General features: G+C 41.7%; 16 protein-coding genes and 2 pseudogenes. 9 read left to right on the plus strand and 9 right to left on the minus strand.

All coding sequences use genetic code 11. The features are described from left to right. Window positions 1-27: 27 nt before the first annotated feature. From MKP07_RS31800 to MKP07_RS31815, 8 genes and pseudogenes are all read right to left on the minus strand, one after another. The gene (locus MKP07_RS31800) at window positions 28-882 is read right to left on the minus strand and encodes a fumarylacetoacetate hydrolase family protein (protein WP_240852113.1); all 855 of its coding nucleotides are present in this window, start codon (window positions 880-882) and stop codon (window positions 28-30) included. A gap of 84 nt (window positions 883-966) precedes the next feature. Continuing rightward, window positions 967-1,407: an SDR family NAD(P)-dependent oxidoreductase gene (locus tag MKP07_RS40245; RefSeq protein WP_317236222.1), complete on the minus strand. Its 441-nt coding sequence runs from the start codon at window positions 1,405-1,407 to the stop codon at window positions 967-969. Next, window positions 1,395-1,679, minus strand: a complete 285-nt coding sequence (locus MKP07_RS40250; protein WP_262920086.1) for an SDR family NAD(P)-dependent oxidoreductase — start codon at window positions 1,677-1,679, stop codon at window positions 1,395-1,397. The genes MKP07_RS40245 and MKP07_RS40250 overlap by 13 nt, the downstream gene beginning before the upstream one ends. Before the next feature lie 140 nt (window positions 1,680-1,819). After that, window positions 1,820-1,960 carry a hypothetical protein gene (locus tag MKP07_RS40255; protein WP_262920087.1) on the minus strand — a complete coding sequence of 47 codons (141 nt, stop codon included), beginning with the start codon at window positions 1,958-1,960 and terminating at the stop codon, window positions 1,820-1,822. Window positions 1,961-2,002: 42 nt separating this feature from the next. After that, window positions 2,003-2,508 (minus strand): annotated as a pseudogene (locus MKP07_RS40260) (DnaJ C-terminal domain-containing protein); the annotation flags it as partial. After that, a complete protein-coding gene (locus MKP07_RS40265; RefSeq protein WP_262920089.1) occupies window positions 2,436-2,720 on the minus strand; it encodes a hypothetical protein in 285 nt (94 codons plus the stop codon). The pseudogene MKP07_RS40260 and the gene MKP07_RS40265, both read right to left, overlap by 73 nt. Window positions 2,721-2,764: 44 nt before the next feature. Next, on the minus strand, window positions 2,765-2,986 hold the full coding sequence (locus tag MKP07_RS40270) for a DnaJ domain-containing protein (protein WP_262920090.1): 222 nt from the start codon (window positions 2,984-2,986) through the stop codon (window positions 2,765-2,767). Between the two features lie 79 nt (window positions 2,987-3,065). Then, on the minus strand, window positions 3,066-3,617 hold the full coding sequence (locus MKP07_RS31815) for a nucleotide exchange factor GrpE (RefSeq protein ID WP_240852114.1): 552 nt from the start codon (window positions 3,615-3,617) through the stop codon (window positions 3,066-3,068). Between the two features lie 334 nt (window positions 3,618-3,951). On the opposite strand from MKP07_RS31815, the gene MKP07_RS31820 reads away from it, so the two are divergent. The 9 genes and pseudogenes from MKP07_RS31820 to MKP07_RS31860 all read left to right on the plus strand — a co-directional run bounded on the left by MKP07_RS31820 (window position 3,952) and on the right by MKP07_RS31860 (window position 12,540). Beyond that, window positions 3,952-5,310, plus strand: a complete 1,359-nt coding sequence (locus MKP07_RS31820) for a hypothetical protein (RefSeq protein WP_240852115.1) — start codon at window positions 3,952-3,954, stop codon at window positions 5,308-5,310. 80 nt (window positions 5,311-5,390) lie between these two features. Beyond that, on the plus strand, window positions 5,391-6,155 hold the full coding sequence (locus MKP07_RS31825; RefSeq protein WP_240852116.1) for a hypothetical protein: 765 nt from the start codon (window positions 5,391-5,393) through the stop codon (window positions 6,153-6,155). A gap of 100 nt (window positions 6,156-6,255) precedes the next feature. Then, window positions 6,256-6,477: a hypothetical protein gene (locus tag MKP07_RS31830; protein ID WP_240852117.1), complete on the plus strand. Its 222-nt coding sequence runs from the start codon at window positions 6,256-6,258 to the stop codon at window positions 6,475-6,477. Between the two features lie 38 nt (window positions 6,478-6,515). Next, a complete protein-coding gene (locus MKP07_RS31835; RefSeq protein ID WP_240852118.1) occupies window positions 6,516-8,006 on the plus strand; it encodes a hypothetical protein in 1,491 nt (496 codons plus the stop codon). A 61-nt stretch (window positions 8,007-8,067) separates the two neighbouring features. Then, window positions 8,068-8,586: a hypothetical protein gene (locus tag MKP07_RS31840; protein WP_240852119.1), complete on the plus strand. Its 519-nt coding sequence runs from the start codon at window positions 8,068-8,070 to the stop codon at window positions 8,584-8,586. Between the two features lie 29 nt (window positions 8,587-8,615). Further along, window positions 8,616-9,708: pseudogene (locus MKP07_RS31845) on the plus strand (Nif3-like dinuclear metal center hexameric protein). A 46-nt stretch (window positions 9,709-9,754) separates the two neighbouring features. Beyond that, a complete protein-coding gene (locus tag MKP07_RS31850) occupies window positions 9,755-10,510 on the plus strand; it encodes a zinc ribbon domain-containing protein (protein ID WP_240852120.1) in 756 nt (251 codons plus the stop codon). Window positions 10,511-10,773: 263 nt separating this feature from the next. Continuing rightward, on the plus strand, window positions 10,774-11,523 hold the full coding sequence (locus tag MKP07_RS31855; protein ID WP_240852121.1) for a helix-turn-helix domain-containing protein: 750 nt from the start codon (window positions 10,774-10,776) through the stop codon (window positions 11,521-11,523). Between the two features lie 123 nt (window positions 11,524-11,646). Then, complete coding sequence (locus MKP07_RS31860) at window positions 11,647-12,540, plus strand: TraB/GumN family protein (RefSeq protein ID WP_240852122.1); 894 nt, start codon at window positions 11,647-11,649, stop codon at window positions 12,538-12,540. Window positions 12,541-12,600: 60 nt separating this feature from the next. On the opposite strand, the gene MKP07_RS31865 is transcribed toward MKP07_RS31860, so the two are convergent. Next, on the minus strand, window positions 12,601-12,948 hold the full coding sequence (locus tag MKP07_RS31865; protein ID WP_240852123.1) for a hypothetical protein: 348 nt from the start codon (window positions 12,946-12,948) through the stop codon (window positions 12,601-12,603). Window positions 12,949-12,993 lie beyond the last annotated feature (45 nt).

Below are 12,993 nucleotides of genomic sequence, written 5' to 3' on the forward strand. Positions count from 1 at the left end.
CGTCCTCCGTCATCTTCACTTATAATATTATTTACTCCACGCAACGCAGGTCTGGCTCGAAGTTCCCAAGCCGTCGATACCTAATTCAATTACATCACCAGGCTTTAAGTAAACAGAAGGGTTGAAGCCCATACCCACGCCGGCAGGTGTACCGGTAGATATTACATCGCCGGGCAACAAGGTCATAAACTGGCTCACATAAGAAATAACATGAGGCAGTTTAAAAATAAAATTGGCGGTAGTGCCGTCCTGCATGGTTTGGCCATTTACTTTTAACCAAAGACGTAAATTATCCGGGTCAGCGATCTCATCCTTTGTAGCTAAAAACGGCCCTAATGGCGCAAAAGTATCGCAGCCTTTACCTTTATCCCAGGTACCGCCCCGCTCTAACTGGAAAGCACGTTCACTCACATCGTTGTGCAACACATAACCTGCTACATAATCCATTGCTTCCGCCTCTTCTACATAACTGGCTTTTTTACCAATAACAATAGCCAGCTCAACTTCCCAGTCTGTTTTTTCCGAACCTCTTGGTATCACAATATTATCATTAGGACCCGATAAAGAAGTAGATGATTTCATAAAGATCACCGGCTCTGTGGGTACTGTAGCGCCCGTTTCTTTAGCGTGATCAGCATAATTTAACCCAATGCACAATATCTTGGACGGACGTGCCACCGGGCTGTCCAGACGCTCTTCATCGCTAATCTTACCCAGGCTGCTCTTATTATCCTGTACATATTGGGACAGGCGCGCCAGACCATCGTTTTCAAAAAACTGCTCATTATAATCCTCACCAAAACCTGAAGTATCATATTGAACATCATCGATAATAACACCTGTTTTAATACTGCCGGGTTGGCCGTAACGTATTAGTTTCATTTTGTAATTTGATATTTAAAATTATTATTAGGTATTAATTATTCAGCTTGATAAATCCTCCATCAATCGGATAATCACTGCCGGTTATAAAAGACGCTCATCGCTGCACAGATATAAAATTAGGGCGGCAATTTCATCGGGCTTTGCCATGCGGCCGATAGGTTGGGTTTGAGAGAGCTTCTCAAACATCTCGGCTTCTTTACCTGGATAGTTTTTAGCCAGGAAACCATCTACAAAAGGTGTATGAACACGAGCCGGTGAAATACAGTTGCAGCGGATATTATCCTTAACGTAATCTTTTGCCGTAGACAAAGTCATGGCCAGTACCGCACCTTTGCTCATGCTATAAGCAAACCGGTCTGGAATACCTACGCTGGAAGCAATGGATGCCAGGTTCACAATAACCCCTCCTCCATTTTCTTTCATTAAAGGAATTGCAGCGTACAAACTATTATAAACGCCCTTTACATTTACGGCAAAAACACGGTCAAAATCTTCCGCAGAAGTAGTTTCTACCTTACCAATATGTGAGACACGGCACTATTTACCAGTATATCAAATACACCTACGGAAGTATAAGCCGTCAATACTTCTTCCTGGCTGGCCACATTTAGGGGCAATGGAGTGGCTTTGCCGTCTGCGGCTTCTATTTCCTGAACAGTGGTAGCTGCAGCCTCTTTATTAAGATCGGCTACAAACACATGAGCACCGGCTTTTCCAAATACGAGACACACTGCCTTACCAATGCCGCTTCCGCCACCGGTTACAATCGCCTTTTTATTATCTAACTTAAACATGGATGATTTTTTAAATGGGCAACAATATACTACTTAATTGATTATCGTTTATTTGAGATGGCCAATCGTTTTTGCAATCATACAAAACAAAAATGGGTCCGCACAAAGTACGGACCCATTTTCTAAAAAAGATGGAAATATTAACTAAACAAATCTTTTATTTTATCAAAAAAGCCTTTTTCTGTTTTTTCAGGTTGCGGCTTTAAATTAGGAGAGTCTGAAAGTCTTTCCAATGCAGCTTTTTCTTCATCGCTAAGGTTCTGCGGTGTCCAAACACTCACATGAATCAGCTGGTCGCCTTTTTCATAATTAGAGTGTACGTTCGGGAATCCTTTTCCTTTTAAGCGAAAGATCTTACCGCTTTGCGTACCAGGGGTATTTTTATTTTGGCCCTGCCATCTATTGTTGGCACTTCTGCATTGGTACCAAACACCGCATCGGTAAACGACACATGAAGTTCATATACCACATTCAAACCCTCGCGCTGCAATTCTGCATGCGTTTCTTCTTCAATTAAAACGATCAGGTCACCGGGTGCTCCGCCACGCTCGCCCGCATTTCCCTTTCCACCAATACTTAACTGCATCCCGCCCTGAACACCTGGCGGCACATCAATAGTGATCGTTTCTTCACCATATACCCTTCCGGCTCCTTTACAATTCGGGCATTTCGAAGTAATAGTAGTTCCCTCTCCGTTACAATCGGGGCATGTAGTCACCGTTTGCATCTGGCCCAGAAAAGTGTTCTGTACTTTTCTTACCTGGCCACTACCCTGACAGGTACGGCAGGTTTGTACGCTGCCTTTATCTTTGGCGCCGTCGCCCCGCAAGTAGTACAGGAGGTATATTTCTTTACCTTAATATTTTTAGTAACTCCTTTCGCTATTTCTTCATAATTCAGCTTCAACTTTACACGCAGGTTGCTTCCCCGTATGCCACGAGCTCTGGCTCCGCCGCCCCTGGCTCTTCCACCGCCGCCAAAGAAACTTCCAAAAATATCATCACCGAAAACATCCCCAAACTGGCTGAATATATCTTCCATATTCATTCCTCCACCACCAAAACCACCGCCGCGACCCGCACCACTTAAACCCGCATGACCAAAACGATCGTACTGAGCCTTTTTTCAACATCGCTTAATACCTCATAGGCCTCGGCCGCTTCTTTAAATTTTTCCTCGGCGGCTTTGTCGCCCGGATTTCTGTCGGGGTGAAATTGCATGGCTACCTTGCGATAAGCCTTTTTGATCTCTTCCGCAGTTGCTGTTTTGGACACGCCTAATATCTCGTAAAAATCTCTCTTTGACATCTGTTATTTTTTGAAAAATTCAACCTGAAACCTGAAAATCATAGGCGGCAATCAACCCCTCCTCTTCAAACTTTTCAAATTATTTACCTACCACTACCTTGGCGTGACGAATAATCTTGTCGTTCAGATAGTAGCCTTTACTGATATCGTCTACAATTTTTCCCTGCAAGTCTGCCGTAGGCGCCGGTATTTCCGTAATAGCCTCATGCAATTCAGGGTCAAATGCAGCGCCCTTAGCTTCCATAGCCTTTAATCCCTTCGACTGTAAAATATTCCTCAGCTTATTAAAGATCAGGCTCACACCTTGTTTTAAATGAGCATCGCTCGATTCCTCGACTTCTTTAGATGCACGGTCTACATCATCCAACACATCTAATAAATCTGTAATAATATCTTTTCCTGCGGTTTGAAATAACTCGATACGTTCTTTCGCGGTTCTTTTACGAAAATTATCAAATTCAGCAGCAAGGCGAAGGTATTTATCCTTGCTCTCATTCAATTCTGCCTCTAAAGCGTTCAATTGGGTTTCTTCTATAGGGTCGTTCAAATGTTCTGTTCCACTTAAATTTTCGTCAGCATTAATGTTTAAACCATCCTGCTCTGTAAAATTATCATTGTTTTGATTCATCATATTCTAATTTGTTGGCAAAACTAAGCATGACAATAATATTGCCAATGAAAAAAGTAGACAAATTGTCGGTTAAACTAGAAAAAACCTGCACTAAAAATAAACTTCCTGCATTTTTTTTAGTCATTTACTTTATTTTCATGTACTTATTTATCTGTATGAAAAAATCCTGCTTTCTCTACTGCTTTTAGCAACCACCTATTCGCTAATTTTTGCTCAAACTATTGAAAACAAACTTGCCACCTGGGTAAAAACGAATCCATTAGAAAAATTATACCTGCACCTCGATCGCGAAAGCTACTTTGCCGGTCAAACTATTTGGCTGAAAGGCTACTTTATGGCGGGCCTGATACCGTCGGGGCAGAGCTCTTCTTTATACGTTGAGCTTGTTGACAAAGAGAACCATGTTGTATTGAGGAATATTTTTCCTGTTTATTATGGAACCACTATTGGCGGTCAAATAGATATCCCGGAAAACCTGGTGGCGGGCACTTACCAGATAAGAGCCTACTCCCCGGTAATGCTCAACCAGCCCGGGTTTATATTTCACAAAAGGGTTTCGATTTGGGGTAAAGAAGACAAAAAGAAAAATGAGGATATACCGGGAGGTAAATCGCAAATTTCATTTTATCCTGAAGGAGGCAATATGGTGAAAGGCCTTTTAAATATTATTGCCTTTAAAGCAATCGACAAATATGGTATGCCCTTATCGGTTGAGGGCGAAATTAAAAGTGAAACAGGCGAGGTTGTCACCAACTTTAAAAGCCAGCACGATGGTATGGGCAGCTTTCCGATTATTCCTTTACCGGCCGGCAGTTATTTTGCCACAGTCAAAGGTTCTGACGAAAAATACCCGCTGCCACAATCAACGGATAACGGCATAACATTTAGTGTTAGAAATACAGCAAAGGGAAAGCAATTCCGGATTCAATACAATGGCACCAGCGAGGCGCTCAAACCAGCTTACCTGGTAGGACAGATGGAAAACCAGGTGCTATTCAAGCATCCCATCGGCGGAGACAAGAAAGAAATCACCGGAGTCATTCCCACTGCCGATTTCTACTCCGGTATTCTACAGTTAACCGTTTTTAATAAAGACGAAATGCCCCTGGCGGAACGTTTGACTTTTATTGATAACAAAGACTATGTTTTACCTGCAACATTGAAAATTGACACACTGAATACTGAAGCGAGAAAAAGAAACAGGTTCTCCATTTCACTTACAGATACTATTATCGGCAATTTTTCGGTGTCAGTAACAGATGCCGACAGCGAATTAGATCCGTTCCGGTCACAAACTATTCATTCGTGGTTCCTGCTCAATAGCGATCTGCGTGGTTATATACATAATCCGGCCTATTATTTTAGTAATAGTTCCGACTCTACCCAGGCTGCGCTAGACCTGGTAATGATGACCAACGGCTGGACCCGCTTTAAATGGACGGATGTAGCACAAAATAAATTACCACAACCCAGGTATAAAGACCAGGGATATATTACATTAAGTGGTCAGATCTTGCTCGAAGGAACTAAAAAGCCACTGGCTAACAGAGATGTTATTATGATGCGCTCAGCGGTTGACACAACAACCGCAAAAAGAGGGCAAACCACGCTCCTGCAAACAGATTCGAGTGGACGTTTCAAACTGGACACTTTGTTTTTCACCGACAAGAACAAAATACTTTTTCTGAAGTAAGGGGTAATAAAAGCAAGTTTATCCGTGTTAAACTGGATGCTGATTCCTTAAACAGGAAGTTTGCAATCGAGCCCGTCCCCTTGCCCCTTGATAGCAGTGCCATCGTAAAAAACAATGCTATTGTAACCGCCTATGATGAATATATAAAGGCACAGGGATTAGTATTGGAAAATGTGGTGGTGAAAGTTCGGCAAAAATCAGAATCTGAAAAACTAGACGAGCAGTATGCCAGTGGCTTATTTGCAGGGGGTATTAACAACCGCACCATCGACCTGAGAAATGAAGTTTTTGGAGGTGATATCTTTCAGTACCTACAGGGTCGCGTTCCCGGCCTTACGGTTACCGGTACTCCCGGCAATTATGTGCTTAACTATCGCGGTGGCGGCCTGAGTGGTGGAAATGTGGCGCTGTTTTTAGATGAAATGCCCACCGATGCGATGATGATCGAAGGTATACCCGTAGCAGAACTAGCACTTATTAAATTGATGCCCAATACGGTAGCTACAGCGGGAGGAGGGACAGCATTGGCCATTTACAGAAAGAAAGGTGCAGACCTGACCGCATCTTTGGAATCGCCAACCGATATTATTAATTACAATGGCTATACCGTTATAAAAGAATTCTATAACCCCGATTATGATAAGCAGCCGGATAATAGTAAGGCAGATAAAAGAATGACATTAAGCTGGAATCCAGCTATTTTCCTGGCAGAAGTAAATCCAGTTATCCCGGTTATATTCTACAACAACGATCAAACAAAACGTTTCAAGATAGTGGCCGAAGGCGTTACTAATGACGGGCGGATACTTATGATGGAGAAGATTATTGAGCCAGGTTCCAATTAACGGCAGGAATTGATTTGTGCAAAGGCACTGTTAAATGCATCATGTGATGGTGAAGGGTTCAATCCACTTCGCCATTTTTTTTGTAACTTAACAATGCTCTATGAACATTAATAGACAAATATTATCCGTTTTCCTGATATGCTTATTTCATATTGCATCTGCACAGGAGAAAGTACTGGAAGCCTGGCATCAATCGAATCCGATTGAAAAGGTATACCTACACCTGGATAGAAAAGATTATTTCGCGGGTCAGACCAGTTGGTTTAAAGGCTACTTTTTTCAGACTTCAAGCCGTCGACACGCAATTCAACGCTATTCGTAGAGCTGATTAACCGCTCTGGTGCTATTATCGGGCAGAAAGTGCTTCCGGTGTTTGGTGGCGTCACTTATGGTCAGATCGATATACCCGACACATTGCCCACAGGAACCTACCGCATACGGGCCTATACGCCTTTGATGTTGAATCATGAAAGAGATTTTGTTTACAGTACACCCATCCGTGTTTATGGAAGAAGTAATAAGCCGTTAGTTGCAGCAAATAATTCTTCTACCCTCACATTCTTCCCCGAAGGTGGCAATTTGATAGTTGGCGTCGAAAATACCATAGCCTTCAAAGCAACTTCAGGCGAAGGCTTACCGGAAAATGTATCTGCCATTATCCAGGATAATACCGGGGCAAACCAGACACAGATCAGCAGCTTTCACGATGGAATGGGTGTTTTTAAACTCACCCCGGTTAATGGCAAAACCTACCAGGCAATATGGAACGGAAAATCGTTCCCCCTACCGGTGCCTTCGGACAAAGGCATAGCCCTGCATTTGCAGCATAGCAGAAGTGCCATCAGCTATTCTTATGCGCGCTCCGGCGACAACGGCTTTGCACCCTCTTATATAATCGGGCAAATGCAACACCAGGTAGTGTTTAAACAAGCCGTGGGGAGTCATTCATCTGGAAGTATTCCTACGGCGGCTTTTAACTCAGGTATTTTACAGGTCACTTTTTTCAACAAAGACGGTATGCCTTTGGCTGAACGCCTGGTCTTTGTTAACAACAAGGAATATGTCGTTAACGCAGTTCTTAATGCGCAACAGGTAGCTACCAAAGCTCGTGGCAAAAACCGGTATACAATCGATTTTAAAGAACCGGTAAATGGTAATTTCTCTATAGCGGTAACAGATGACAACTATAACGAGCCTGGTCCCCGTAAGGATAATATCGTTTCATCCCTGCTGCTAACCAGCGATATACCAGGCTACGTTCACAATCCTGCTTTTTATTTCGGCGATAATAAAGACGCTGACAAAGCATTGGACCTGGTGATGCTCACCAACGGATGGCGACGCTTCAGCTGGAACAAAATTATTAGCAATACACCGCCCCGGCCAGGCTATACAGATCCTGGATATATTTCTCTATCCGGCCAGGTAAATGTACGTGGCTCTAAAAAGAATTTTGCTGAAAGGGATCTGCTGGTTTGGGTGGCTACCTCCGATTCGGGCCGTGCGTTGGAACTGGTAAAAACAGATGCTGAGGGGCGATTTAAAATGGACTCTGTTGTATTTTTTGACAAGGCCAAAATACTTTTCAGTGATATAATGGGTAATAAAAGCCAATTCATTACGGTGAAGCTGGATACCGATTCTCTTTACAAAACCTTCAACCTCCCTCCTTTATTAATGCCTCCGGCTGTTAATACGGGCACCTCGCTAATCAATAATATGCAGGGCGCCTATAGCTCATATGCAAGAGGTGGCGGTGTTTTACTGGATAATGTAAATATTGAAGGTAGAAGGCTGACATTGGATGAGCTGGAGAAAAATATGTTAGCGGACTTTTTCCGGGAATATTAATGCGCGCACTATTAATTTAACTGGGCAGTTCATTCCACAGGTTAACATATTTGAATGGCTGATGGGGCGTGTGCCCAGCCTGGTAATACAACGAAATAACCAATTCTTCGACGATTACCAGCTTTATCTGCGTCAGCAACCGGTACAGCTTTTCCTCGATGAAATGCAGATGCAGGACGCCAACTTCATCTCTACTATTCCGCCCAACCAGATCGCACTGATTAAGATTTATCCCCAATTTATCGGAGCACGGGGCAATGGAGCAGCCATTGCTATTTACACTAAACGGGGAGAGGATTTAAATGAAGACATGGAAGCCTCGGGTGACATTGTGGACTACGATGGCTACAGTATTATCAAGGAGTTCTATAGTCCGGATTATTCTACGCCTCCCGATGTTGATTACCGGGATAACCGGTTAACATTGAATTGGCAGCCTGAGGTGGTAGTATCCGCTGATAAGAATGCTTCTATCTCCATTCAATTTTACAATACGGATCGCACTAAGAAATTTAAAGTTATAGCAGAAGGTATTACGAAGGAAGGTAAGCTTTTACTGATAGAACAAACACTTGAATAGCCCTTTTAAATATTTACTTTTGTTGGCTTATGACCATTAAACAGATCGTTTCTTATTTAGAATCAGTAGCCCATCCTTCCTTGCAGGAGAGTTATGACAATGCGGGTTTAATTACAGGGAATGCTGATTGGGAGTGCAGCGGCGCTATATGTTGTCTCGACGCAACTGAGGCAGTTGTGAACGAGGCGATCGAAAAAGGCTATAACCTGATAGTCGCGCATCATCCGGTTATTTTCAGCGGTTTAAAAAAATAACCGGGAAAACCTATGTGGAACGTACTATTATCCAAGCTATAAAAAATGATATCGCGATTTATGCTATTCATACTAACCTGGATAATGTACTTGCGGGCGTAAATGGTAAAATTGCCGAAAAACTGGGCCTGAATAATCTTTCTGTCCTTGCTCCTAAGGGAGGGCCGCTCAGTAAGCTATTCTTTTATGTACCTGCTTCTCATGCCGGTAATACAATGAATGCCTTGTTTGAAGCGGGTGCCGGTCATATAGGCAATTACAGCGAATGTAGTTTCCGCGTTAATGGCATCGGCACATTCAAGCCCAACGAAGCGGCTAACCCCTTTATCGGAGAAACAGGGAAAAGACAAGAGGATGAAGAATTCAAAGTTGAAATGCTTTTTCCCTCCTGGCTGGAAGGCAGCGTCATATCTACGCTGAAAGCTAATCACCCCTACGAGGAAGTGGCTTATGAAATTATTCCTCTTAGCAATAAACACCAGGGCATCGGCGCTGGTATTGCCGGCGAATGGGAAATACCCCTGACAGAGGCAGAGTTTCTGCAGAAACTGAAGCAGGTTTTTAATATTCCTGTCATTAAACATACGAAATTTACGGGTAAACCTGTTAAAAGGATAAGTATTTGCGGGGTACAGGGATTTTTCTTTTAAAAAACGCAATCAACTATGGATCAGATGCTTACATAACTTCCGACATTAAATATCACGAGTTTTTCGATGCAGATGGCCAGTTATTGCTGGCCGACATAGGGCATTACGAAAGCGAGCAATTTACAACTGATTTACTGGCGAATCTTTTAGAGCAAAAATTCCCTAACTTTGCCGTCCTTAAAACAGGAGTAAATACAAATCCTGTACAATACTTTTAAAGTCTTAACAGGGTTGAGATTTTAGAAGAATTAATATTTTAAACATATGGCACAATTAAAAGAATTTTCCATTGAAGAAAAATTAGGTTCATTGATCAACTTGCAGAAAATAGACAGCAAGTTGGATGAAATTAAAATTTTAAAAGGCGAGCTACCTATGGAAGTAGCTGACCTGGAAGACGAGCTTCAGGGATTGCGTGCAAGACAAACAAGAATAGAAGAAGAAATTAATGGTGTAACTGAATTTATTGAAGAGCGTAAGAATACCATTAAAGAAAGTGAAGGGCTGTTAAAAAAATACGAGAAAGATAGCGAGAACGTAAAAAATAACCGTGAGTTTGAAGCTATCAATAAAGAAACTGAAATGCAGCAGCTTGAAATTAAGCTGGCTGAAAAGCATATCAAGGATGCGAACGAAGAAATTTCGGATAAAGTAGTTTTGTTAGACAAAGCTAAAAAGAACATCGCTACTAAAGAAAGTTCTTTGGAATTGAAGAAATCGGAGCTGGAAAAAATCATTTCTGCTAACGAGAAGGAGGAGAAAGAATTTGTGAAATTATCAGATGAGGCCAAAAAAGAGGTTGAACCACGCCTGTTAACCAGCTACGAGAAAATCCGCGGCAATTTCCGTAATGGATTAGCTGTTGTACCTGTAGTAAGAGATGCTTGCGGTGGATGCTTCTACTCTATTCCTCCTCAAAAACAAAGTGAAATTAAGCAGCATAAGAAAATTATTGCTTGTGAAAACTGCGGACGTATTTTGGTAGATGAAGAGTTACACAACAATATCGAAGTAAACTAGAATATTTTTTCTTTTTTATTTCTCCAATCCCAAAAGGATTGGAGTTTTTTTTGCCATTTCTATCCGGTCAAGCATCATAAAACTAAAAATGATAATAGTCTGCCTGCTCAGCAGAACACACTACTTTGAATTAAACAGGGTCACAGGCGAGTTGTTAACAAAACAGGTACTTAACCGATAGCACTTATCTTTAGGATTAAAAACAATGTCGCTAAATATCCTGTAACATGTACTTCAAATTTGTAAAAACAAAAAACGAAGTGTTGAGTCAATATCTGGATGGTTTTTATATTATCGAAAAAAACGACCCCGGTAAAGATCTTAAATATGTTGTATTTTCCTCTAATAGGGTAATCATATCCCTGTTCAGACATGCAATAGTCGACGTAGTAAATAATAGTGTCACCATTTTTGAAAGTAATGCAACACCATTTTTATCTATACATGTAATGGCTGTTCGTGAACCTTTATATGTACAATACAAAGGCAAAATAACAGAGCTCGCTCTTTGCTTCCGCCCATTGGGCCTGAATTATTTTTTAAATGGAACGCTGAAACAATATTACCGGGAAACAGCTGCTCCGTTTGAGCCTTTCGCCGATTTTAAAGAAGTCATGGACCTCATATTGCGTGAGCCGGATGAAACCGTCATCCTGGAACAGATCGAAGATTATTGGCTATCAAGGTTACAACAAAAGAGCTTTTCTTTACTGGAAAACGCAATCAATAGCCTGAAGTCTGAAGAAGAGATCAGCATACAACAAATAGCTGACGAAGCAGGAATAAGCAGGCAGCACCTGTTTCGCCTGTTTGAAACCCATCTTTGTAAAACCCCTTCCAATTTCAGAAAAGTTCACCGGTTCCGAAAAACGCTGGCCAATCGTATTGATTCAATGAAGAGGGGTGAAAACCTGACTTCACTTACCTATGAAAGCCTGTTTTACGACCAGTCGCATCTCATCAGAGACTTTAAGAGTTTTACAGGCATGTCCCCAAAAAATTCTTTGAGCTAAACCGGGCTTTCGACAACGGGCTGATCAATTGGGTATTTCCGGACTAGGTTACATTTTTACAATTTCCCGAATTTCTTCACGAATACATTTGCACTTCACCTATTGTTTACTGAAAATAGTTGTATGAGTGCATTAAAGTTACTAATCACTTTCTTCTTAGTTGCAGGATCGTTCGTCGCAAACGCGCAGCAAACTTATTTGTGGAAGGTAAGTTCGCCGCACACTACCAGGATATCTTATCTATTCGGAACCTATCATAAAGTAGGCGAATCATTCTTCGACAGTTATCCGGTGCTTCGCGAAGCGCTGCAATCATCAACGGATGTAGTAACAGAAGTCGAACTTAACAGACAAAAATTATCGCTATTATACCAGGACAAACCAGCAACAACGGACAGCCTTCGTCAAACACTAGCCCCTAAAGATTATCAGCAGGTATTGCGTATACTGGGAGATTCGTCAGACAAAGTAAAACAGCTAGATCCTGAATCGATCGTTTCCAGGCTTCAAAACCGCTTCGAGTCATTGAATTGCAGTGCGCTTAAGGGTACCGATCAGTATTTACTCGATGAATATATACAGGTGTTGGCAGAAAAATTAAACAAAGAAAACCATTACCTGGAAACGGTCAATATGCAACTGACCTACTTAGATGATACACAGAAAAAGATGACCTGGAGCCAGGCCAGATTCTACATCAAACTAATCCTGAAGCAATACAGCCGCTACAAGAAATCTGGCAAGCTTACTTGCAACCTTGCTGATAACTATACACAGTTCCGGCTAAAATACCAGTTAGACCAGTCCTGCAAAAAACTCCATGCAGAAAAGAAAAAACTGGTAGCAGAACGTAATGAAAAATGGATGCAGCTTTTGCCAGTTTTGATTGAAAAAAACAGCACATTTATTTCAGTTGGGTTAGAACATCTCCATTTTGAATGCGGCTTAATTATGCAACTCAGAAAACTGGGATACACAGTAGAACCGATCCCTATGCTTACTGCCGACGCCCCGTAAAGCAGAAAAAAATTGCCTGTCAGAGACAGGCATTTCAATACGGTATTCACTCAGATATTGTTATTTCTTCAATTCATCCTGCGCAGCATCTACGCCGGCTTTGGCTGCGTCTTTAATTTTCTGAGCTCCTTCTTTCAGCTTCTCTACTCCTTCATTTGCTTTTTGCTTGGCAACATCGCCCAATGCTTTGGTTCGTTCTTTTATTTTATGAGTAGCACTGTCGATATCTGCTTTTAGTGAGTCTCCAATGGAAGACAAAGCTGTATCGATCTCTTTCGAGCTGTCAGCTATTGTTTCATCAACCAGATTAACAGAATCTTCTTCCGCTTCTTTTGAAGTAGCAACTGTGTCGCAGGATGCAAAAAACAAAACACCTGTGACCAAAAATGTAAAGGATAGTTTTTTCATTTTTCTTTTTTTTAATAAATCCGAAAAAAAACAAATAGTAACCTT

It is taken from the genome of Paraniabella hibiscisoli, from assembly GCF_022512515.1.
Classification (GTDB): Bacteria; Bacteroidota; Bacteroidia; order Chitinophagales; family Chitinophagaceae; genus Niabella; species Niabella hibiscisoli.